Origin of the sequence: Pseudoalteromonas prydzensis (assembly GCF_001661495.1) — a bacterium.
In the GTDB taxonomy this organism is placed as follows: Bacteria; Pseudomonadota; Gammaproteobacteria; order Enterobacterales; family Alteromonadaceae; genus Pseudoalteromonas; species Pseudoalteromonas prydzensis.
Map to the genome: position 1 here is coordinate 54,536 of NZ_BDDT01000018.1, position 19,870 is coordinate 74,405.

The window sequence follows — 19,870 nt, forward strand, 5'->3', positions numbered from 1 at the left end:
ACTGTTTAAAAGGTGTTTAAAATCGCTCCTAAGCACTTAGTAATAAATTTTAAGCTATCTCTTTGAGGTATCATTAAGTTTACCTTAAAACCAGCAGGAAGCCTCTTCAATATAATTTTCAATAGATTTGGGATCATTTTCTTTTTTAAGCAAATTTAGTAATACACTAACTTTTTTAATTAGCTCAGAATCTGAGCTGTAGGCTGTTAAAAAATTATAAAAGTCAGTTAAATACTTTTCCAAAATATTATCTCGATTTTTTCTAATAAAATAACCATGTGTTCTGACTAAATGTTCAACTTCATTTATAACAAACTCAAAATGATATCTACCTAAAAAGTTTTCTACACTTTCAAGTTCTTCTAAATAAAAAGTAATTAGTGACAGCTTGCCTATAACAATTTGCTCAATTCTATTTGCGTTCATTTTTATTAGGTAAGTAATTGAGCTATCTTCTTCATCACTTGTAAACCAAACTAAAGTGGCTTTGTTGATTTGAGACATTTTACGCTCTTTGTTGTCTACTTCTAGAGATAAACAGGTATTCAAACTTCTGCTTAAGTTATCTAACTGATTTAAAATGTGTGTTTCTTTAGCGCTTCTCAGGCTTGATTTAATTTGAGTTTCTAAGTGCTTATTCTGTTCTAAACCCACTTTAATTAGTTTTTCCGAATGTAACCTTTGCTTTTCAGACTCAGAAAATTGCAGCTCTTGGGCTGCTTTGTTCAGCTCCAACTGTTCTAAATTAATTTTTGCTGTTTTTTCTGCAGAAATAGCAGCTTCTAAACCTGCTTTTTGCTGCAATCTAAGTGAATAAATTAGAATTAAAATGGAGCAAAATGTTAAAAGTGGATTTAAAAGCCCACCAAAGAAATCGCCTGTTGCCCCCCAATCTGCCAGTGATTTAGCCGGGCCAACACCAAAATAACTAATAAATACCCCTACGATTAGTGAAATAGGAATCAACAATAAAATCAATCCTAACAATAACTTACTAGACATCGAATTATCCTTATTCAAAATCACGCCTCTTTACCCTTTGATTTATTTTCTTGTTCAGCATCTTGCTTACGACTCACATCCACTTTTTTGATAAGCTCCATCATTAATTCTTGCGTATTTAAGGGGAAGCTTTCTTGCTGAGCTACATTAGTTTGTCTTGATGCAAAAATCCTCTCAGCTATTGAGATTTTAAGTCTATTTTGATCTTCTTCAGGTAAGGAGGAAATGTATGGAGTAATTACTTTTAGGTCTAGTGCTGTCCGATGATAATTATATTGTTGCTCTCTATGCTTAGCAGATTCTCTCGAAAGGTAAGCAGCAGGTATTGATAGAATAAAAACTAACACTGTTCTGAATATCGAGCTTTCCCAATCGAAACCTGAATCTGTTGAATCATAAAATGAATAACAAACTATACCTATTATTATAATCATACACCCAATCGAGCCATATCTTAGTCCATTAGCTGCTTTTCTTTCGTGTAAAGCACTTGTATCGAAATCTTGGGCCATCGTACGATTAGCTGATTGGCCTAAGAGATCATCCATTTGTAAACTTTTGGAGTTTAGATCTGCTATAGTGCTATCAAATTTATCCCTAAGAGTTTCAACTTTTAAGTTTAATTCTTTTAACTCTTGTTCAGCTGCGGCTTCCAAACTATTCACTGATGATTGATGACTTTTAAACAGCTTATCTGTTTGTTTATTATACTCATTAAGCTTTAATTTCAACTCACCTTCTATAGTATTCATTGATGCAGTTACAAGTTTTTTTTGAGCTTTAGAGAAATTAAAACTATCAGACTTGTCTGACGCGTTAAAAGCACTTATTAATATATTAATTTCTTTTGATAACGAATTAGCAATTGCCTTAGCATGGCGTGAAAGTTCATGATTTTGTAGGTATGAACCCATGAAAATTTCAAAATAATTCTCTAAATTGTGTATATGATCTGCAATTTTTATAATACTTAATTCTGGTTCTAATAATGAGTTTTCCAAATAAAGTGAGCGAACATCCACCTTATTTAAAAATGAATCATCCATTCTCTTTATTGCCTCAGAAACATCATAATTAAGTGCTTCAAAGCTAAGCTCTAACCCACTGACCTCTTGTTTTACAACACTAAAATCACGAATAGCCCCATCTTTCCCAACCATCTGACCGAAAATTTCATTTTTTAGTTCTATATAGCTTTCATTAATTGACTCTATAATTTGAAAAACTTCTTTTACTAGCATGATTCCATTCCTGATTATTTTTATTTTAAATTTGCATCTATTCTACATAACTTTGTCTAGATTAAACTAAAAAGTCACTCAATATCTCAATCACTTCTTTCTCATCATCCTGTGACAACCCTAAAAACGGCCTTGCTGGTATGGCGGCTAAACGTGGGATCATATCGCTGGTGCCACCAAATTGATGAATAGCGCCGTATTCCATATTTGTACCAAACTCCAACGATTCATCACCTACGTTATAAGCGAACGTGTCGCGTAGTATGTCGTTTAGCCTGAGTATTTTATCTTTGTTCTTTTTTTTACTCTTGGCGTAATCTGGGCTAAGTGGCTGCCACGGTTCGCCATTTGGGCTGCGTTGCTCGTCAAAGTGATCGCGATGGGTCAACATTAAATGTTCGCCCACATTGCCAAGTGCTGGGGCTAAGTTATCTAGGTTCTTTACCAACTGGGTAAGCACATCGCTTACAGCGGTTGCGCCCTCTGTGCTTATTTCAATACGCGCACCAGCCATTACACTAGCCCTTCGTCAAATGCTTGCATGTGAGTTTGCTGGTCCAGCCCTGCAATAAGTGCTGGCAGTAAATCAGCAATTTGGTTAGCCTCTTGCCCTTTAGCTTGTTGCTCTAGCTTTGCAAATTCGCGGCATGTTTGTAGTGTGTATGGGGTTTGCTGTAGTAGCTGCTGTGCTTGCTCTATTAATTTCATCGTCTTTTATCCTGTGATTTAGCGGCATCTTTTACTAGTTGGTCTATCCAGCTTACAAGCTCTGGTTGCCATTTTTTAAGCTCTTTACGAGCAAGCGCCCAGGCTGTGAATGTCTCTGCAAATTGCTCGTATTTATTCACTGCACCGTAATAGGTAACGGGCAAGGCATTTTTTAATAGCTCTGGCGCACCTGCGTAATAGTGTACTTGGTGGCCAAGTTCGTGCAGCCAAGTTGACACTAAACTATGTGCTTGGTGTTTATCTAGTGAATCTGCATTATGCGAAATAGTGTGATCACGTTTTATTGTTTCACCGTGCCAATTATACGGGTATTCACCTTTGTTGTTTGCTGAGCGCTGCACGGTAAGTGCAGCACTGTCTTTTAGCGCTTGCATATCAACTTTAGCTAAGTTTTGGGCGCTTTTCACTTTTACAACTATGTGCTCATACCCTACAGAAGTAAAACCCCCGCAGTTTTTAGCACCGCGAATGCTGTATTGCATGCGTGCATAAAATTCATCTACGCCTAAGTACTCGCCTACTTCACTGCGTATAGCGGCATTTGCTTTAGAGCCTGCACTCATTTGGGTTTGATTTACAAATACGGTTTTAGTTTTTTTGGCTGTTAGAAAGTCGTTTAAGCCTTCAAGTACTTCACTGTCTAGCTGGGCTAGTAGCGGATCAAGCTTTAGTGCTGTGACGTTTTTAGCGCTGCTATAAGCCGATGGTACAATGCGGGTAGCTTGGTAATCCTCTATGCGCTTAGCAAGCGGTGGCTTATCTGCTATTTGCTTTTTAACCTGGCTTGTTAGCTGGGCGGTATTTTTGGGGGTGTAGTCAAAGCCCGGATCAATGCCCAGTGGTAGCTCAAACTCTTCGCCCGTTTTTTTATTAGTCCAACTATAACTACCGTTATCGGGCGCTGTGCCTACGGTTAGGCCACGGCGCTTAAGCTCGCGTTCGCTTAAGCTGTATTTTTTACATTTGCAGCCCCAGCCATTACTGGGGCTGTGGGTGTCCCACCATGGATCATCAACCGGTAGCACCATGTTATTCCATTTCAAGTGTATTACGCGCGGGGTTTCGCTATCGCCGTGCTTGTATAACGCATAAGGGCGTGTGGCTTTAAGCGCTTGTATTTGCCCCTCACGTCCTGCGTTATAGGCTTGGCGTATATTGGTTTCGTATATTAATTGGCTACGCCATGCGGGCTGGCCGTTATGCTCCCAGCCGTAACGGGCTTTGATGTTATTAAATTCGTTTTGAAACCAGCCCAGGCTTTTACCTTCGCTTATGGCTTTATCTACCGAGGTGTAAAAGTCGTTTAGCATGTCGGCTTTGGTTACGCCTGCAACCATAAACGCGCGGTTATGAGCACTCTGCCATACATCATCCCAGCTATTGCTGGGTGTATTTAGCTTTTGCCGAAAAAAATTGATGCCATCGTCAAATGGCAGTGAGCCATATCTAACAGCCATCTAACGGCCCTCATCCACTTCTAGTGCGCCTAACAACTCACTTGCTGCCATTGCCTTTGCCATTATCTCAGTAAGGCCCTCTGTGCTTATTTGTGGCTCTAATTCAAGTATGCCGTCGCGTATTTCTTCTAAGCTACTGGCATTTTTGACCAGCTCAGTTACCGCATCGCTCATGCTATTTAAGTGTGTTTGTGCTTGTGCGGCAAGCTGCTCGGCCACTAAGTCGGCGTTGTCTTTTTGCGGTGCGGTTTTGAGTGCAGCAAAGCCTTTTAAAGCGGTTTGTGGTTCAGATGGGGTAAGGCTGAGTATCGCCTCTCCCTTTTCAGGCAGTGGGATTTGGGTTTTTTCGCTCACCCATTTTGCGGGTATTGGATAGTTGACCTCGGTCAGTATTTTGAGTGCTGGGGCTAACTGGGCAATGTCTTCGGCTTCGCTGGTGTCGAATTTAAAGCGCGGTATACGGCGTGCGCCTGAGTAACTTTTAGAGTTAAGCGCATGCATTGGGTAAATAATATCGCGCGTTATGGTGTTCGCTACTTGCTTTAAATCGCTTTCGGTTATGTCGTTTAGTACGTCCATGTGAACATTACCAAGGGCGTTAGTGCTAGTTTTACCGTCGGCTTGGCTGGTAAGCGTTGCGCCTAATACCGCTTTGCTTTGAGTGGTCTCGCACCACTTGATCATGGCTTCAAATGGATCTGATTGACCGTTAGCAGCATTTTGAAATTCAATTTCCATGCCTTTAGGAATAATGCCGCCTGCGTTATGGCCGATGCTAAGCACGGCACGTAACAAAGTTGCTTTTTCGTCATCACTTGCGCCATTTGGGTACTTACCTAAACGCAGTGGTAAGCCGTAAATCTCTAGGAACTCAGCAAGGTCACGGATTGAATAGTTTTTAAATAAGTACGGCCATGCCACCGTTGACGTTAACCCAGTGCGGTGAATATACCCTGATTTACTGCGGTGAATATGCGCGCACCAGCCAAACGGGTTTAACGCTTGGCCTGTGTAGCTGTTGTCGCGCAGCATTAACTGGTTGCGGTTATCTGGATGGGTTTGGAATAAGTTTTGATCACGAAACTCATAACCGGTAATAATATGCTCGCCGCTATCAAACGCCCAGTTAAGCTCGTTACACGAAAACGATTTTAGTATAGCGTCGCTACAATCAAAGATTAGATCCTCTAACCAAGTGGCATCTTCTAGTATTTCTTGTATTGCTGCGGCGTCTTTTTCTTCTTGCTCTGTTGCGTTACGTGGCGGCTCTACTGACCAATCGTATTTAAGCCAGCCTCGGCGGCGTTTGGTAAGCTCACTAAATAGGTGGCCGTCTTTATCTTCCATGTCTTTGGCTAAGTCGGCCATGGCCGCTAAGTTACCTGCGTCGGCATCTTTAAGTAATTGCGCTAACTTTGCAGGGGTAAGCGCCTCGCTTGGGTGCTCAGCAAATTGGCGCATTAGCATGCCCACACGGCTATCTTGCTCGGTTTGGGTTTGCTTAAAGTCGGTTGATTTAATCGGGTTGCCGTGAATATCTACTATTTGGGTCATGGGTTTACTCTAACTTTAATGATGGGCTTAATGCTTAGTACATATATATCAAGCGTTAATGTGTGTTGGTGGGCCTTGGCTAAACTGGCGGCTGTTATATCTAATTGCTGTACTTGGGCGGTGAATATCTCTTGATAAACCACCCTAAAGCGCCGCGCTACCATGCGGCTTTACGATCACTTGCAAAATCGTCGCTGTGGTCTGGCCGCATGCTATTTACGTTTTGCTGAGCTTTACTAGGTAGTGGTGTAAATTCGATTGCGCTGCCATCCATTTCTGCGGCGCGAATTAGCATGGCTATTGATACCGCGCTATCACCGTGGCGTTTGTTGCCATCGCTACCGGTGTTTTTACCCTTATCTACCTGTGCAATGCCGTTTTTAAGTTTGATTTGGCCTAAGTCGTCTAGTACGTCCTGGTCTTTTGGTAGCGTTATATTGTCGGTTTCAAAATAGTCTTTTAGTTTTGGCATCCACTCGCGATACCAGGCTTGCGATAAATGCACACAATCAACTAGCTCAGTGCCATAGTTAAGGCTGGCAGCTTCGGCTAAGTAACCGCCATTACCTGTGGCGTCAAAGGCAAGGCCACGTAATTTTGGTAAACGGTCACAAATATACAGCATGATTTGCTTTTGCTGCTCGTAAGTTACGTTGCGCAGCTCAACCATAAACGGCACGGTTAGGCTGGTGTCTTGGTTTATTTCACCAATACTGAATACGGATAAATCGCCTTTACGGGCGAAATCCTCACCAAAGGCGTGAGTTAGATCAGGATTTAACCTACTTATAAGCTCGTCAATATTTTGCTTACACCAAGTCGCTACGTCTTTTACGCGCTGCTCTTCGGTCCAGCTTTCAAAGTCGGTGGGCGCTTCATAACGTAGTACTTTGCAGTCATCACTTAAGGCACGTTCGCGCAGGCGGCGGCTTAGGTATTGGCCTGCGCCTTGGCTTGGTACGCAGTAAAGCTCCTCGTTAGCGGCATCCTGTGTGGGGTAAAAATCAACTTGATTAGCAAGCCATGCGTCTTCTTTGGCTTGCGTCCACTCTTGCCCACTCACTAAACAAATACGTTTATAAAGCCCATGCCTAAGCGCTTTATCAATAGGAATATGATGCACGGAGTACTTTTTAAGACCGCGCCGAGCTTGGGTAATTAGGGTGTTAAATAGGTTATCTACGCCGTTATGGGTCGAAATAATACGTACTCGCCCGCCCCACATTGTAAGCGCCATCGCGGCTTTTAGTACTTCATCTAGCTTGTCGTGGAATGCGGCTTCGTCTATTACTACGTTACCTTGGCGACCACGTAAGTTGCGCGGGTTTGAGCTTAGCGCTACTATTTTTTTACCGGTACTTGGGAATTTAATTTCAAAGGTGTTGATTGATCGCTTGGTGCCGTCTGGGTCTTTTTCTTCAAATATGCCCTCTTCTACTTCGCCCATAACCATGTTGAGCTTTTGCGCCCAAAATGCACAGGCATCTATAAACTCCTTAGCCATTTCTTTATCTGAGCCAAGGTAATAGGTGTTTTGTGCGTTTGCGGGTGCAGCTGCGCTTAATACGTCGTCTAGCGCTTCGGCAAAGGTTAACCCAGTACGGCGAGACTTTTCGGCAATTTTTACTATTGCATCGTCTTCCATCCATGCTTTTTGATAACCAAAAAGTATGTCTGTGCCCATGGCAACCGCTAAAGAACCTGCGACTTTGCTAAGCGGTAGTTCGTTAGTTTGGGTAATACTTTGCGCGGTGCTAGTCATGCTTTAGCCCTAATATATCGCGTTTGAAAAAGGCCAGCATGTCGTCTGCGGTTTGCGGTAAGTTTTCGTTTTTAACCTTTTGGTCTAGGTCTTTAGCGAGCTTTTGCGCATAGGCTTTTTCTATTTCTTGCTGGCGTTTGTGGGCGGCCATAGCGGTTTGCTCAAGGCGCTGAGCTGCGAGCATGGCGTCTTTTATGGTGTCGATGTCTACCGCTGCATCTTCGTCGGGGTTCATCATTTGCTGCTGCATAGCGCGGAACAGCTGAGAACGGCCCATTTCTAAAATAAGCTTGGTGGTATCGCCTGTGGGCTTATCGCCAAGCTCGGCGGTAAGTGCTTTGGTTGACTCGCGTAAATCGCGTAGCTTTTGGCCTATGGCTTCGGTTTTTTGGGCATGGCGGCTTAAGCCACTGCGGCTAATAGTTGCACCCTCGTCTAAGCCTGACTCGATGATCAAGGTATTTACGGCATCAAGTATTTCGCCCTGACTAAAGCGCTTATCGCGTAGCATTGAGTCGAGCTGCTTTTTAATATCTTCGGGCAGTAAATCAACTTTACTGGGTTGGCCTCTGCGGATTGACTCGCTCATAGTTACCCCCGAGGCCCTGGGCGTTTAATGCCAGGAACAACACTTATGCCCTCAGCTACGTCTATGCCTGATTGCGTAATACGGGCAACCCATGTGTTTTCTGTGAGTTTATCGAGTGTTATATAGCCGTTTTGCTCTAACCAATTGAGTAAGGTTTTAAGCTGATCACGACTACAACCCAACGCATAGCGCTGTAGCACATCAGCTAACATACTGCTGTTAGCGCCGTAATCGGCGGATTCTTTAAGGGCGATTAAAATGCTAATTCGTTGATGTTCGGCTTGAACTTGTAACATTGCCATGATGGTTTTTTCCTGTAGTAAATTATTGTTGGCTTAGCTATCGCTGCTGCGCGCGCCTCTAAGTTCGTTTTCCATTAGTAGATCAGTTAGGCGTTTTAGGTCGGTTAGCTGGGGATTTAAGCCGTCAATTTTGCCGCTGACTTCGATCAAGCGTTTATCTAGCTCGTGTAGATCTTCTGAGTTGGGCAAGTCTTCAATGGTTTTCTCGACAGCGCTTAAACGGGTTTCTAACGCTTTTGAAATATCTTCATGTGCTTTCTTAGTAACAAAGGTACTGCGCAGCCAAGCCAATGCAGCGGCCCCAACTATGGCAATACCTACCGTTAAAATGGCTTTGTACCACTCCAAAATAAAATCCATGCTAAGCCCTGTAATGCTGTTGTTGTATTTCGATGAGTGATTGGCACTCAACACAGGTACTACAGTTTTTAACCGCTTTACGCCGCGCTGAGGGGATTTCAATCCCGCACTCTTGGCAATGCTCAAATGCTGCACCTGGTTTTTTGGTTTTTTCACGATGTAGTGATAGCGCAGCATCTAACAGGTGTTGTTCTATTTTTTGCGCATCGTCAAATTTGCTCAATTTGGTTTCCTTACTTTTTCAATTACGTTTTTAATGCCTTGCTTAACGCCCGGTGCAGCTTTTTCAACTGAGCGGCCAATTACATAACCACCAATACCTAGTTGCAGTAAGTCCCATGCTTGCTCTGATAATCGAAACGCCAACCATCCGAATGAGTCAAAGCACACCAGCACTAAGAACGTCAACATGGTGATTGGCCGCCAGTTACGCTGTAACCAGCTTTCGCCTTTGGCCTCGGCGGTAATAATTTGCGATTGCGCCTCTAGCACTTTGCCTTGTAGCTCAACAATTTTGCCCTCAAGCTCTAGCACTTGGCTTTGCGCCGTATTTTCGATGCGCTTGAGTTCATTGGTAACGATTTGGCGTTCTTCGTCGTTGGTAAAGAGGTTGTCAATTAAGTTGGTGACAGGCTCGACCACGTTAAACCAGTTGCTAATTGCCATTTACTTGCTCCTCACCAAACTTTAATTGTCGCTTGCGCTCGTTGGTAATTGCCTTTTGCAACGCCTGCCAAACCTGTTTAGTTTTGGGGTTGCTGTTTAACATTTTGTTGGTAAATGACTCGGGGTGCTGTGAGTTGTATTTTTTACCGGTGGCCTCTTCGTAACTTGGCTTAACTACCTGCTGCTCTATTTCGCTAAACACTAAGGTAAGCGCTAGCTCTTTAATAACGGTGTTTTGCGCTGTGGTAAGCGGTTTTACTTTAGCGACCATTAGATTCTCCAAAACGCTTTTTGAGGGCTTCGCGGGCGTTTTTATAGCTTTGCTGGCCGTCTACGCGCAGCTGTATGTCGATGGATCTAACTGATTGCCAGCCTTTGTTAAAGTGGCTTTGCATAGTGCCGCAGTGGCTGTGCAGTGGGATTTTGCGCGGATCGAATGGCATGTTGTGCATACGTGCATCAACCTCTTGTTTCATGCGCTCATCACGACCTTTGCGATATGACCACTCCCAATTGCTGCCCATTTAATGCACCTCTAACAGCTGTTTAACAGCGTATTCAGAGGCGTGAGCTAGGCGGTTATACCAGCCCTCTAGGTTTGGTTTTTGACTTGGGTCATTCGCGCAAATACGGGCGTACTTACGGCCACGGTTTACGCTGAGCAATACGGTTAGGCTAAGTGCTGGGCGCTCTACGATAGCGGCTAAGGTTTTTGGCCCCATACGGCTATCTGGTTTTGAGTTTACTAGTCGCTGGGTGAGCATGGTCATGGCGGGTGCGCCGTGCTGCACTGCGCCATCAAGCAGCATAAAATCAACACCTGCGGGGACTTGCTCGCAATACATAGCACGCCAATAGTCACGGTGATAAAGGCGAACAGCATGGGCAAAGGTTAGGTTTTTAATATCAAGGTTTGGGTATGCACGCTGACTAATTCCGTACTTTGTAAGGCCACCACGGTCTGATGCTATATCGTTTAACCCGCCGTCACTGCGTAAACCGCCCTCTAAATATAGAATTGACAATATGCACTGGGCAAATTTAAGCGAATAAGGAGCAAGCGCCGCTTGTATTTCGGGCGATTGTTTAAAGTAGTTTAAGTTGTGGGTGTTAAATACGAACATACCGAAAAGCCTTGCTGTTTTTCGGTATTGTGGTGTGACTTAGCTAATTAATGGCCTTGCGGAGTTTTGGGAATTAACTCATTTCAAAATTACTTGCTAACTCAACAACATCTTTATATTTTTCCATGTCAGATTCAATATTATTATAGCCAATAGATAACCTCAACATGTCATCATCGCCGATGTCACGAACACTTAAGCCACTGATTTCACGTATTACTTGTTCAAAATCTGTAGTTTTTCTTGCGAAAACCTTTTCAAAATAACTGAACAATGTTATCGAACTTGAGAGTTTCTTTATTCTTTCACCGCTTCCTGGGTCATATTTCTCTGCACGCATTAGAATACCTAGATGCTGATTAGGATTCGATATATCTAAATATATATACCTCAGATCCTTTTGTAGCTCTGATAAGCTATATGCCTTTGAGTCAAATTTATTTCTATCTATATCAGTAAGTAACTCATCATATACTGACTTTTTATGATGTAATAAAGTTAACATTGTAAAAACCTTAACAATATCGATTTTTACTGCATTCAATGAAAATACAATTATTTTTATTCTATTTGTTATCTTTATAGCTTCCCTTGGTGTAATCTTAAAAGCATTAAATAATGAGACTGCAAATTTTAGAAATTTCTCTTTTACATCTTCAACAAATGGAAATAATAGTAATTTACTCTCATCTAAAAAACTGCTTTCTAAAAAGCTAGTATCACAATGTGTTAGCAATAACTCTTTCGATAAACTAGTCCGGATAAAATATCTACTATCAAAAAACCTATTCAAATAAGATTCAGCGTTAAAACCTTGTCCATAAACAGCTTTTATAGTGTGTTGTAGTTCTTTCGTGTTCGTTGCCACTATGAAAACAAGCCCTGGTATATCAAAAACATGCTTTATTGCTTCTAGCATTTCTACTGCATAAGTTGGCTTACACCTATCTAACTCATCAATAAAGATGTAAGCGGGATAATCTATTATAGTCGTACAACTTTCATCAAAAGGGTTTTCTCTAACAAGTTTTACCCAATCTTTTATAGATTTACTCAATGCTTCTACATTTTGTTTGTGGCTTTTGTGTTCACTATAAAATTGACTAAGTATCGCTTCACCAGCTGCAGCAAAATTAATTTCATTTTTTTTACTATCACTTGGCTTGCTAGCATCATCACATTTAGGGTCTGTTGTTTCAGCTTCACTATCCGATGAAAAAACACTTAAATCAAAGCCTAGAAACTTTTTCATTACAGCACTTGCAACTTTAGGTGCTGCTTTTTTAAGTACATTGTTTGCTTTATCGATGGCCGACTGAGTGCCTTTTTTTGATGTTTGCTCTTTTAACTGCTCTAACAACTCCGTTAGCACTGTAATTAATGGAGACTCAAGATAATCCGTTGACCATGCATCAATATAAACGACTGGATGATCTTGCTTTAATGAATTTGCCCAACGCTTCAAAAAGTAAGTTTTCCCAGCCCCCCAATCAGCATTTAAGTTCAAAACATGACTTTTAATGCTGTCAATATCGCTTCCTCTGGTTGGGTTTACCTCATTATTAATTGTCTGAGTGAGGAAGCTTGCATGTTTTGCTCTATCAAGCAGATCCGGTGGTAAATTTTCATTCTGAAATGGAGTTTCACTATCCCAGTTAAATCGACTCATGTAATATCCTTTTTGTTGTCATAATACATAACTATAAACAAAAGGATTTACTATGTCTTCCTTATCAGAAATTTACAATTCAACTAAATCAGCTTTCTATGAGAGGTTATCTCACCCAATTTTAGGTAGCTTTATTATATTTTGGCTCGTGTTCAATTGGGAAGCAGTTTTATTTGTAATTTTCGGCAATGAAGACATGCTATACAAATTTAAGTGGGTTAATGAAAATCATACAGATATATTGCAAAATTTTGCCTACCCACTGGCTTGCTCTCTTGCCGCTACCCTCATACTCCCTTTTCTTTCTCTATACCTAAGACTCTTTACAAACAAAATACATCTATGGGGGTTATACATTGATATTAATTTTAAGAGAGCTGTTGAAGCTCTCAATAAAAGTTCTTCTGTTAACGATTTTGAAACCGTAAGCATAGAATTAAATCGGACTGAACAAGCTTTAGATTTAGCAAAAACTCAATTTGAAAGTGAATTAAGTTCATTAAAAAGCCGTTTTAATATGTTCACTCCTTTAATGCTTGAAATTGACATTCCTCAAGCTCTTTTAGATAAACATCTAAATAGTAAAGAACAATGCAAATTAAATATTTTAGTTGAACTGTCTAAAGTGCCTAACAAATCTCTCAGAATTGAAGAATTTTTACAAAAAGACATAAAGTTAAATAGTGAGCTTCTAACCGAAATTATGAAAGAGTTTAGTTTCCATGCAATTGTTCATAGTGATACTGATGATTATGGTTACCCGGGTACAAAGGTGGAACTGTCAGATGACGGAGTGTTAGAAATTCTAAACTTGAAAGCCAAAGTTATATCGCAAGAAATGAACCTTGGACGTAACAGTCCCCTACCAAAGCTAATTTAGTTACGATATCAAAACAAGCTTCTCTGCCTCCTTTCAACCTCAATCCTGCGCTGTTGCTGAATAATTTCAGCAATACGCCTTTGAGTTAGCCCAAACTTAATAGCTAATTTTTCCATGTTATAGCCGTTAAACTCTTGCCATATTTGAATATCACGCAAAGCTGCTTTTAGTCGTTGGTCTGTTGGTATGTATACATCGCGACCACCAAAATAATGACCTATTGCTAGGGTAATTGCCTCACCTAATATGCGCGGATCATTAATTTTAGCTTTAGTTAATTCAGCCTCTATGAGTAAGGCTAATGATTGTAAGTTGCTAGGCCAGCGCTTGCGAACGGCTACGGCATCCTCTGGTGATAGCTGAGTAAGACAATGTTGCAGCTCTTCAACACTACTACCAAATAGCTCTGTTTGCTGCTCTGTATGATTAGCCATTATTATCACCTTGTTGCTCTTTTAGTAATTCGCGCTGGTACCACTTTTTTAGTGGTTCAAGCACTTGAATAGCTTGCTGCTGGGTTAAAAAGTGCGTGTGGTAACTGACGTTTGCCCCTACTTTTGCACGGTTTAGTATGCGATTTACGTAGGCATCTAACGCGGTTTCTGAACCATCGCGCACAATCCCTTGCTTGTGCATAGTGATCCAAATAGCGCGGATTTTGTTTATTTCACCATGTTGCTTTGGTGATGATTTAGGGCTTAAACGGCGTTTAGCTTTGGTTTTAAACCCTGCTTTTTTAAAGTGTTCTAACACTTGGTTTAACTCTGACAAGCTCATTTGACTACACGATGTTTTGCCCGCTGAGCCAAAAAGTGCAGCGCGGTAGGTGTCGTCGTCTAACCATAGCTGGCTTTTAGCTATGTGAATTAGCTGTATAAGTTTTTGCTTAGTCATGGCGTTTAAACTCTTCTAACTGCTCGCGTAGGCTTAAATAGCTTTGGCAAATGTCTGCGCCTTCTTGCTGTGTAAACACGCTGCTATCAATTGCAAAAGTGTGTGATAGCTCTAAAAACTTAACCAATGCGGCCAGCTCTTTGAGTTGTAGGCTTGGCGTTACTTGTGTATTTGGGGTAGTCATAAAACCTCCTATGTTTGCTGTTTATCAAAGCTCTTGCTAATTGAAAAAGCTTTGATAAAAAGCCGCATCCATGCGCACTTTTTGGTTACTTAACTGGGTTGTGTTATACCTTTTTGCACTGGTGGGTTAATGCCGACCAGTTGGCTTTGCACTACAAATGTGATGTTTTGAAATACAAAGTTGATATTCACGGGCTCTTTGCTTTTAGCTACGAGGGTTACAAGGCTTTGTAAGTCGCTGTGTTCGTTTACTTTAATTGTTGGTTTAACTTCCATGGTTAGTGCTCCTTTATAGCTTAGCTATATCAAGTGAGATTGCGCGCTCTTGCTCGCCTACGGTTTCGTAAAAACGGATAAAACGGGTTGAATCTATGACTTGGATTGCATCGGCTATGATGTCCATAGCACGCTGCCATTTACCGCTGTCGTCGGTGATTTTAAGGCGGCGCAATCCAAGCACTTTTTGCACGCTGACTTTGCCTTTTTTATCGGTGGCAAAGGTTTGCTCAATAATCAGTTTTAGGTTTTCGTTTGCGCCCTCGCTCCACTCGTTTAGGCATTCGTCTATTAACTCTTTTGCTATTAGCAGCTCTGGGCCAAGCTCGATGCTCTCTTGTACTTGCAGGGTGATTTTTTGCTTGTGATCAAAACTGCGTAATGTGACGTTGCCCTTTTTACCGCCCATTTCTACTGCGTACTCTTGGGCAAGTAAGCCCATGAATGCGTCAAACTCGCTCATTTGCTGCTTTTTAAATTCAGCAAGTTGATAGCTTTGTGCCTTGGCTAGTTCAATCGCTTTTTGTACAAATTCATGACGAATTATGTCTGCTGGGCGAATGCCTTTGAGTGGTACTTGTTGGCCCTTGTGATTGATTAAAAACTCTTGTGGCATGGTGGTTTATCCTTCTATAAACATGATGATTTGGCCGTACAATTTTGCTGGGCGAACTTGGCGCGTTTGCCCGTTTTTGGTTTCGGTTATAACTGGTAAATGTGCTGGGGCTTTGCCTGCCACTTCGATGATGTGGCGGCTAAAGCCTTTATGTGAGCTGATAACTCGCAGCCCTCTTTTTTGCAGTTCTATTAATGTGTCGCGTAGTTCCATGGTTATTTACTCTCGCAAATTTTTGAGTGAGGGCAGCCATTACGACACGCCCTATAAAGTGCAACACGTACATGATTGGTTGCTGCAAACTTTTTAGCCTGGTGCTCTAGGCATACGTTGATTGGGATCACATCAAGGATTGGGCAATCAACAGTGCTTGCCATAAAAACACCCTCGACACGTTGCTGAATGACTTTGGTGTTTGCCTTGTATTTACCGTTTATTACTTGGCTTACAGTTGCTTTACTCACCCCTAGTTTTTGAGCTACGAGGCGCATCCCTTGCGCTTTTGTTTCATCAGCAAGTACTTGCAACCAGTTAGTTGTAGTCATGCGCCTCTCCTAAGGTAACGGGAGCTATTTGCACTGTTTTGCGCTTTACTTCTTTGAACTTAACGAGCTTGTTAGTATTGGCATCAAACACGCCTTTAGTTTTGGGGATCGGCCGTTTTGGCCCGGTATTTTTAAGCATGCGGTAAATAGTTGTCTCCCCTGCTCGCTCTATTAATGAGCCTGAACGCGGGGCATTTTTTACAACAAATATGTACCCCACTTTTTTAAGTATTGAGATATATGAGCGAGCTGATGACAGCGACACATTAGCGGTACTTGCCACTTGGCCTGCATCAAACTCGTTTAGGATGCGCATTGATTGCCACATGCGTTGTCTCCCTGAATTTCTATTAGTTACACCACTGTTTACAGGCTGTTCAAACGGGTTATAACTGGCATTTAAAATGCTGTAGTAAATGTCGTCATGATCAGCATGTTCAGCAATCGCGTTTGCTGCGACTAGGCGCTTTGCAAAGGCTTTTAAGCTATCTAATGTGGTGTGTTCGATTGCGTCGCGCACTTGTTGCAATGAAAACCGTTTTAGGATTTTCATTGCTTGCCATGCGTCTTGTAATTTTTGGCGGCTCACTGGTTTTCCCCTACGCTTTTTTAAGGAAAAATTCTTTTGAGCCCCACTGTTGCAGGTCGATACTTGTTAAGCCGTTAGCAAGTGCGAATGCCTCTATTTTTGATAGGCCAGTGATGATGCGGCGTACTTCGCCGTCAGTATCACTAAGTAGCTGTTTGAGTAAATCATCTTGAATAGTTAAAACAGGCTCGATTACTGCGTTAACGATGATTTGTAAGTCTTCAAACTGGGTTGGCTTGAACTCTAACCATTCTGAAATACGGTTATAGAATTGACGATGACGCTGTAATTTACGGCGTACTGATTCCATGCCAATTAATACTACTGGGCAGTAGGTTAGGTCGTGAATGTCTCGCACGATTTCTAGGGTGTTTTTGTCGTTTAATAGGTAGTCGGCTTCATCAATAAATAAAGTGCGATTAGAGATAGCCATGTGCTCAATGATGTAATTAAGCATGGCTTCACGGGTATAAATATCAGGGCCGCTTAACTCTTTAACTATTTGGCGCAGTAATTGGGTTAAACTCATGCCTGATGTAGCGCGGATATAGATACCATCGCAGCGGTTTACCAACCATGCAGTAGCGGTAGTTTTACCTAAGCCTGGATCACCGTAAATTAAGCCGATGCCTGGCACGCCATGCGCGCGCTGTGTTAGTGCTTCAACCATCATTTGAGTGGCTACTACGTTACTTACGATCGCTATTTTAGTTTTCATGGTTTATTCCTTTACTGTTTATGCAATTGAGTTAGTGCAGCAGGTGCTGCGTTCATTTCTGTTAAAAGGTCATCTAGTCGTGCTGATAAGGCACGGTTTTGCTGCTCCCACGTATTCAGCCAAAGCGCATCTACATCACTTAATTGGTTGTTTAAGCGCTGCTTTTTGTGGTACATGGCTTTGTCTTGTGGGTTATTAAATAACGGTACTGGGTTGATATTTGCCGCCGCAGTTTCATCACTTAACTGCTTGCGACGTTTTTCAAATTCGCTTAGCTGCTCGTCGCTGTAGGTTGTTACAGGCTTGCTATCAAGTGCTTTAATTGCTGATTGAGTAATTACATTGGTATGTTCAACACTTTGTTTTGGTAACGTTGCAAGGGCTTTGTTTTGCGCGCTGTAATGGCTGATTACTTCGTTTGCTATATCTGATACATTCACTGATTTAGCTGTCTTTTTAAGCTCTTTTAGCTTGCGTGACGTTTCGGCTGCTTGGCTGCGTTTAGCGTGGTTTGCTACGTCTTGACGGGTCATACCTGCTGATTGAATTTCGTGATCTACCGCGACACAAATAAACTCGTTATTCATGCGATTAAATACGTAAATACGGCCTACGTTTTTAGGGTCCCATTTGCACAGCACTTCATCGCCTACTATTGCGCCAAGCTCAGGCGCAATATAAAAACCGCCACTTAGCTTGATACCTTCTTTACCAATAATGCGTAAGCCTCTGTTTGATGGCACAGGTTGCAGCATTACGTCGAGTAGGCGCTCGTCTTTGATCACTTTGATTTGGTCGCGACTTGCTGCGAATAATTCAAATGGTGTTTTGTTGCCTATGTTGCTGTGTGGTTTGTGGTGGTAACGGTTGTCGATCCAGTTATCTACGAACTCTTGCAGCTGCTGGGCTGTCATGTTGATTTCGATTGCTGATTTATCGCCGCCCTGCTTTGCTAATAAGCGTTGTGCAAATGTTTTGCGCGCTTCGATTGCTTGACGTTCTGATACGTTATGGCCGATATAGCCTGTTAGTAGCTCGGCTAAATCATGTGAGAACGTTTTGAAAAAGCGCTCGATATATGGCTTTTCTTCACCGCTAAATGGGCGTGTCGTTTCGTGCTTTATATCGAGTGCATCAAACACACTAGTAATTTGAATTGATGTGTAGTCTTTGCCGTTATCAGTACGAGCAATTTCAGGGATACCCCAATCAAGTATAGCTTTACGGATAACTAAACAAATACCGGTGCTGTCGCTGGTTGGGTGGATCACAACTTTAGAACGGCGTGTGTATACGTCGATAATACCGATTAGTGAATGACGGCCATCAACGAGCATTACGTCAGACGGGGTTGAATCGAACTCCCATAACTGATTAATACGTTTAATGTTTTCGTCCATTTTACCCATGGCGCTCATATACTTGTTTTTCCAAGCATCAGGGTTTGCCATTTTGGTATAAAGCGCGCTGTTGTCACGCTTCCAACGTGTTAGCCATTCACGGATTGTGGTTTCTGCTGGGATTGCTTTGCCCTGGCTGTAAAAACGGGCTATTAAACCTTCTTTTACTTGCGTGGCTTTTACGTGTGGGTATTGGTAAATCATAGCGATGCAAAAATCACTAAGCTCTGGATCAGAGTCGATGATTGATTTGCCTGAGCGCTTAATTTTTACAGCAAGTCCTGCAATGCCTTTTTGATCTACCGTTTTTTGCCAGCGCAATAAGGTAATACGCGAAACGGATGGGATTAAGCTTTTGTGCTCTGCTGGTATATCTAACAAGCCTTGGTTATAGCGCTCACTAAATAGATCAAACCCTAAAACTTTAGGTAGACTGTTCGCACTTACAAACTCTTTGGCTGCGTTTAATAAATAGATTTTCGCACTTGCTTTGGGTGGGATATTCTCAAGCCCTGCGAGTTGCTTTAAGTTTTGATGCTTAAGTTCTGTTGCTAGTTGTTGGTTTAAACGATCACTTTGCTCGTTCACAGCAAGGTATCCTTTGCCACTTTGGGCTGCTGGCGATTGATTATCTTGAATCATTGCTTGTTGCACTTGCACACAAATGTGTGCAGGAAGTTCAACAAGTGCATACTTGCGAACTTTTCCGCCTCGGCCTTTTACTTCTGTATAGGGCCATGCCTCAGCCTTAGCTTTTAATTGAATACTGCGCTTACTTACTAACAAGAATGCAGCTATCTGGTGAGCTGTTAATAGTTCCATTATTCAACCCTCATTAATTTACGGCGGCCTGCTTTACGATTTGGTTTACCATCTACCCCATAACGTTCAGGCCATATTTCAAAGGCGCTGACGCCAATTACTTCGGCAATTATTTTTTCAACTACGGGATAAGGCCGATGTAAAGCGGTTTGCACAGCGTTTGATGTATAGCCACGACTAAATGAAAGTTGACGACAAGACCAACCCTCAACTTCTAAGGCTGCCTTTATTTCTGTTACCGTCCAACCTGGACGATTTGCATGTTCCATTTTATGCACCCTTTCGTGTGTATTTTGTATTCATGCACACAAATATATACACACAAAGTTGTGCATACAAGCATTATTTGCACACAATTGAGTGCATTACAATTAAGGCATTGATTTATATGTGAAATTAATTTTTTAGTTTTTTGCTTGGCTGGATCGCGCTTCGCGCTTTGAAGTGCGAAGAGATCGCACTTCGAAGAAAAGCAGATTTTCAATTTTTATT

28 protein-coding genes are annotated in these 19,870 nt (G+C 41.9%); 1 reads left to right on the top strand and 27 read right to left on the bottom strand.

The genetic code is table 11. The annotated features are described in order from the left end of the window. Positions 1-84: 84 nt before the first annotated feature. From A7968_RS20705 to A7968_RS20780, 16 genes are all read right to left on the bottom strand, one after another. The gene (locus A7968_RS20705) at positions 85-1,002 is read right to left on the bottom strand and encodes a hypothetical protein (RefSeq protein ID WP_064668428.1); all 918 of its coding nucleotides are present in this window, start codon (positions 1,000-1,002) and stop codon (positions 85-87) included. Between the two features lie 20 nt (positions 1,003-1,022). Continuing rightward, positions 1,023-2,243 (bottom strand): hypothetical protein, encoded by a 1,221-nt coding sequence (locus A7968_RS20710; RefSeq protein WP_064668429.1) that lies wholly within the window; start codon positions 2,241-2,243, stop codon positions 1,023-1,025. Between the two features lie 61 nt (positions 2,244-2,304). Then, positions 2,305-2,757: a phage virion morphogenesis protein gene (locus A7968_RS20715; RefSeq protein WP_064668430.1), complete on the bottom strand. Its 453-nt coding sequence runs from the start codon at positions 2,755-2,757 to the stop codon at positions 2,305-2,307. Next, a complete protein-coding gene (locus A7968_RS20720; protein ID WP_064668431.1) occupies positions 2,757-2,951 on the bottom strand; it encodes a hypothetical protein in 195 nt (64 codons plus the stop codon). The genes A7968_RS20715 and A7968_RS20720 overlap by 1 nt, the downstream gene beginning before the upstream one ends. Beyond that, entirely contained in the window at positions 2,948-4,429 is a 1,482-nt protein-coding gene (locus A7968_RS20725; RefSeq protein ID WP_064668432.1) for a phage minor head protein, read from the bottom strand. The genes A7968_RS20720 and A7968_RS20725 overlap by 4 nt, the downstream gene beginning before the upstream one ends. Continuing rightward, positions 4,430-5,983: a DUF935 domain-containing protein gene (locus A7968_RS20730; protein WP_064668433.1), complete on the bottom strand. Its 1,554-nt coding sequence runs from the start codon at positions 5,981-5,983 to the stop codon at positions 4,430-4,432. It abuts the gene before it with no gap. A gap of 157 nt (positions 5,984-6,140) precedes the next feature. Beyond that, positions 6,141-7,745: a terminase large subunit domain-containing protein gene (locus A7968_RS20735; RefSeq protein WP_064668434.1), complete on the bottom strand. Its 1,605-nt coding sequence runs from the start codon at positions 7,743-7,745 to the stop codon at positions 6,141-6,143. Next, a complete protein-coding gene (locus A7968_RS20740) occupies positions 7,738-8,334 on the bottom strand; it encodes a DUF3486 family protein (RefSeq protein ID WP_064668435.1) in 597 nt (198 codons plus the stop codon). Before A7968_RS20740 ends, A7968_RS20735 begins: the two co-directional genes overlap by 8 nt. Before the next feature lie 2 nt (positions 8,335-8,336). Next, on the bottom strand, positions 8,337-8,636 hold the full coding sequence (locus tag A7968_RS20745) for a VpaChn25_0724 family phage protein (protein WP_064668436.1): 300 nt from the start codon (positions 8,634-8,636) through the stop codon (positions 8,337-8,339). Between the two features lie 33 nt (positions 8,637-8,669). Then, a complete protein-coding gene (locus A7968_RS20750) occupies positions 8,670-8,996 on the bottom strand; it encodes a DUF2730 family protein (RefSeq protein ID WP_064668437.1) in 327 nt (108 codons plus the stop codon). Between the two features lies 1 nt (position 8,997). Next, positions 8,998-9,219, bottom strand: coding sequence for a TraR/DksA family transcriptional regulator (locus A7968_RS20755; protein WP_064668438.1), 222 nt, complete (start codon positions 9,217-9,219; stop codon positions 8,998-9,000). Further along, complete coding sequence (locus tag A7968_RS20760) at positions 9,216-9,662, bottom strand: 3TM-type holin (protein ID WP_064668439.1); 447 nt, start codon at positions 9,660-9,662, stop codon at positions 9,216-9,218. Before A7968_RS20760 ends, A7968_RS20755 begins: the two co-directional genes overlap by 4 nt. Further along, positions 9,652-9,933 carry a hypothetical protein gene (locus tag A7968_RS20765; RefSeq protein WP_064668440.1) on the bottom strand — a complete coding sequence of 94 codons (282 nt, stop codon included), beginning with the start codon at positions 9,931-9,933 and terminating at the stop codon, positions 9,652-9,654. Before A7968_RS20765 ends, A7968_RS20760 begins: the two co-directional genes overlap by 11 nt. Then, entirely contained in the window at positions 9,923-10,186 is a 264-nt protein-coding gene (locus A7968_RS20770; RefSeq protein WP_064668441.1) for a hypothetical protein, read from the bottom strand. The genes A7968_RS20765 and A7968_RS20770 overlap by 11 nt, the downstream gene beginning before the upstream one ends. Continuing rightward, the gene (locus A7968_RS20775; RefSeq protein ID WP_064668442.1) at positions 10,187-10,786 is read right to left on the bottom strand and encodes a glycoside hydrolase family 108 protein; all 600 of its coding nucleotides are present in this window, start codon (positions 10,784-10,786) and stop codon (positions 10,187-10,189) included. Positions 10,787-10,859: 73 nt separating this feature from the next. Then, on the bottom strand, positions 10,860-12,455 hold the full coding sequence (locus A7968_RS20780) for a KAP family P-loop NTPase fold protein (RefSeq protein WP_064668443.1): 1,596 nt from the start codon (positions 12,453-12,455) through the stop codon (positions 10,860-10,862). A 52-nt stretch (positions 12,456-12,507) separates the two neighbouring features. Between A7968_RS20780 and A7968_RS20785 the strand changes: the two genes are divergently transcribed. Beyond that, entirely contained in the window at positions 12,508-13,335 is an 828-nt protein-coding gene (locus A7968_RS20785) for a hypothetical protein (protein ID WP_064668444.1), read from the top strand. An 8-nt stretch (positions 13,336-13,343) separates the two neighbouring features. Here the strand turns inward: A7968_RS20785 and A7968_RS20790 are convergent, their stop codons facing one another. From A7968_RS20790 to A7968_RS20840, 11 genes are all read right to left on the bottom strand, one after another. After that, positions 13,344-13,769: a Mor transcription activator family protein gene (locus A7968_RS20790; protein WP_064668445.1), complete on the bottom strand. Its 426-nt coding sequence runs from the start codon at positions 13,767-13,769 to the stop codon at positions 13,344-13,346. Continuing rightward, on the bottom strand, positions 13,762-14,229 hold the full coding sequence (locus A7968_RS20795; RefSeq protein WP_064668446.1) for a gp16 family protein: 468 nt from the start codon (positions 14,227-14,229) through the stop codon (positions 13,762-13,764). The genes A7968_RS20790 and A7968_RS20795 overlap by 8 nt, the downstream gene beginning before the upstream one ends. After that, positions 14,222-14,413, bottom strand: a complete 192-nt coding sequence (locus A7968_RS20800; protein ID WP_064668447.1) for a hypothetical protein — start codon at positions 14,411-14,413, stop codon at positions 14,222-14,224. Before A7968_RS20800 ends, A7968_RS20795 begins: the two co-directional genes overlap by 8 nt. An 89-nt stretch (positions 14,414-14,502) precedes the next feature. Beyond that, positions 14,503-14,688: a hypothetical protein gene (locus tag A7968_RS20805; RefSeq protein ID WP_064668448.1), complete on the bottom strand. Its 186-nt coding sequence runs from the start codon at positions 14,686-14,688 to the stop codon at positions 14,503-14,505. A 13-nt stretch (positions 14,689-14,701) separates the two neighbouring features. Further along, positions 14,702-15,304, bottom strand: a complete 603-nt coding sequence (locus A7968_RS20810; protein ID WP_064668449.1) for a DUF3164 family protein — start codon at positions 15,302-15,304, stop codon at positions 14,702-14,704. A 6-nt stretch (positions 15,305-15,310) separates the two neighbouring features. Continuing rightward, the gene (locus A7968_RS20815) at positions 15,311-15,517 is read right to left on the bottom strand and encodes a hypothetical protein (RefSeq protein WP_064668450.1); all 207 of its coding nucleotides are present in this window, start codon (positions 15,515-15,517) and stop codon (positions 15,311-15,313) included. 2 nt (positions 15,518-15,519) lie between these two features. Next, positions 15,520-15,849 (bottom strand): helix-turn-helix domain-containing protein, encoded by a 330-nt coding sequence (locus tag A7968_RS20820; protein WP_016707848.1) that lies wholly within the window; start codon positions 15,847-15,849, stop codon positions 15,520-15,522. Further along, the gene (locus A7968_RS20825) at positions 15,836-16,438 is read right to left on the bottom strand and encodes a hypothetical protein (protein WP_064668451.1); all 603 of its coding nucleotides are present in this window, start codon (positions 16,436-16,438) and stop codon (positions 15,836-15,838) included. Before A7968_RS20825 ends, A7968_RS20820 begins: the two co-directional genes overlap by 14 nt. Before the next feature lie 10 nt (positions 16,439-16,448). Next, positions 16,449-17,156 (bottom strand): AAA family ATPase, encoded by a 708-nt coding sequence (locus tag A7968_RS20830; RefSeq protein WP_016707850.1) that lies wholly within the window; start codon positions 17,154-17,156, stop codon positions 16,449-16,451. 11 nt (positions 17,157-17,167) lie between these two features. Next, positions 17,168-19,378, bottom strand: coding sequence for a Mu transposase C-terminal domain-containing protein (locus A7968_RS20835; protein WP_064668452.1), 2,211 nt, complete (start codon positions 19,376-19,378; stop codon positions 17,168-17,170). Next, positions 19,378-19,647 carry a helix-turn-helix domain-containing protein gene (locus tag A7968_RS20840; protein WP_016707852.1) on the bottom strand — a complete coding sequence of 90 codons (270 nt, stop codon included), beginning with the start codon at positions 19,645-19,647 and terminating at the stop codon, positions 19,378-19,380. The genes A7968_RS20835 and A7968_RS20840 overlap by 1 nt, the downstream gene beginning before the upstream one ends. Positions 19,648-19,870 lie beyond the last annotated feature (223 nt).

Coding starts and splice junctions, on each gene's coding strand:
- A7968_RS20760 (WP_064668439.1), bottom strand. CDS start 9,662: ATGGCAATTAGCAACTGGTTTAACGTGGTCGAGCCTGTCACCAACTTA.
- A7968_RS20795 (WP_064668446.1), bottom strand. CDS start 14,229: ATGACTAAGCAAAAACTTATACAGCTAATTCACATAGCTAAAAGCCAG.
- A7968_RS20810 (WP_064668449.1), bottom strand. CDS start 15,304: ATGCCACAAGAGTTTTTAATCAATCACAAGGGCCAACAAGTACCACTC.
- A7968_RS20815 (WP_064668450.1), bottom strand. CDS start 15,517: ATGGAACTACGCGACACATTAATAGAACTGCAAAAAAGAGGGCTGCGA.
- A7968_RS20730 (WP_064668433.1), bottom strand. CDS start 5,983: ATGACCCAAATAGTAGATATTCACGGCAACCCGATTAAATCAACCGAC.
- A7968_RS20765 (WP_064668440.1), bottom strand. CDS start 9,933: ATGGTCGCTAAAGTAAAACCGCTTACCACAGCGCAAAACACCGTTATT.
- A7968_RS20790 (WP_064668445.1), bottom strand. CDS start 13,769: ATGGCTAATCATACAGAGCAGCAAACAGAGCTATTTGGTAGTAGTGTT.
- A7968_RS20710 (WP_064668429.1), bottom strand. CDS start 2,243: ATGCTAGTAAAAGAAGTTTTTCAAATTATAGAGTCAATTAATGAAAGC.
- A7968_RS20740 (WP_064668435.1), bottom strand. CDS start 8,334: ATGAGCGAGTCAATCCGCAGAGGCCAACCCAGTAAAGTTGATTTACTG.
- A7968_RS20835 (WP_064668452.1), bottom strand. CDS start 19,378: ATGGAACTATTAACAGCTCACCAGATAGCTGCATTCTTGTTAGTAAGT.
- A7968_RS20735 (WP_064668434.1), bottom strand. CDS start 7,745: ATGACTAGCACCGCGCAAAGTATTACCCAAACTAACGAACTACCGCTT.
- A7968_RS20715 (WP_064668430.1), bottom strand. CDS start 2,757: ATGGCTGGTGCGCGTATTGAAATAAGCACAGAGGGCGCAACCGCTGTA.
- A7968_RS20830 (WP_016707850.1), bottom strand. CDS start 17,156: ATGAAAACTAAAATAGCGATCGTAAGTAACGTAGTAGCCACTCAAATG.
- A7968_RS20820 (WP_016707848.1), bottom strand. CDS start 15,849: ATGACTACAACTAACTGGTTGCAAGTACTTGCTGATGAAACAAAAGCG.
- A7968_RS20725 (WP_064668432.1), bottom strand. CDS start 4,429: ATGGCTGTTAGATATGGCTCACTGCCATTTGACGATGGCATCAATTTT.
- A7968_RS20750 (WP_064668437.1), bottom strand. CDS start 8,996: ATGGATTTTATTTTGGAGTGGTACAAAGCCATTTTAACGGTAGGTATT.
- A7968_RS20805 (WP_064668448.1), bottom strand. CDS start 14,688: ATGGAAGTTAAACCAACAATTAAAGTAAACGAACACAGCGACTTACAA.
- A7968_RS20840 (WP_016707852.1), bottom strand. CDS start 19,647: ATGGAACATGCAAATCGTCCAGGTTGGACGGTAACAGAAATAAAGGCA.
- A7968_RS20785 (WP_064668444.1), top strand. CDS start 12,508: ATGTCTTCCTTATCAGAAATTTACAATTCAACTAAATCAGCTTTCTAT.
- A7968_RS20720 (WP_064668431.1), bottom strand. CDS start 2,951: ATGAAATTAATAGAGCAAGCACAGCAGCTACTACAGCAAACCCCATAC.
- A7968_RS20705 (WP_064668428.1), bottom strand. CDS start 1,002: ATGTCTAGTAAGTTATTGTTAGGATTGATTTTATTGTTGATTCCTATT.
- A7968_RS20775 (WP_064668442.1), bottom strand. CDS start 10,786: ATGTTCGTATTTAACACCCACAACTTAAACTACTTTAAACAATCGCCC.
- A7968_RS20800 (WP_064668447.1), bottom strand. CDS start 14,413: ATGACTACCCCAAATACACAAGTAACGCCAAGCCTACAACTCAAAGAG.
- A7968_RS20745 (WP_064668436.1), bottom strand. CDS start 8,636: ATGGCAATGTTACAAGTTCAAGCCGAACATCAACGAATTAGCATTTTA.
- A7968_RS20770 (WP_064668441.1), bottom strand. CDS start 10,186: ATGGGCAGCAATTGGGAGTGGTCATATCGCAAAGGTCGTGATGAGCGC.
- A7968_RS20780 (WP_064668443.1), bottom strand. CDS start 12,455: ATGAGTCGATTTAACTGGGATAGTGAAACTCCATTTCAGAATGAAAAT.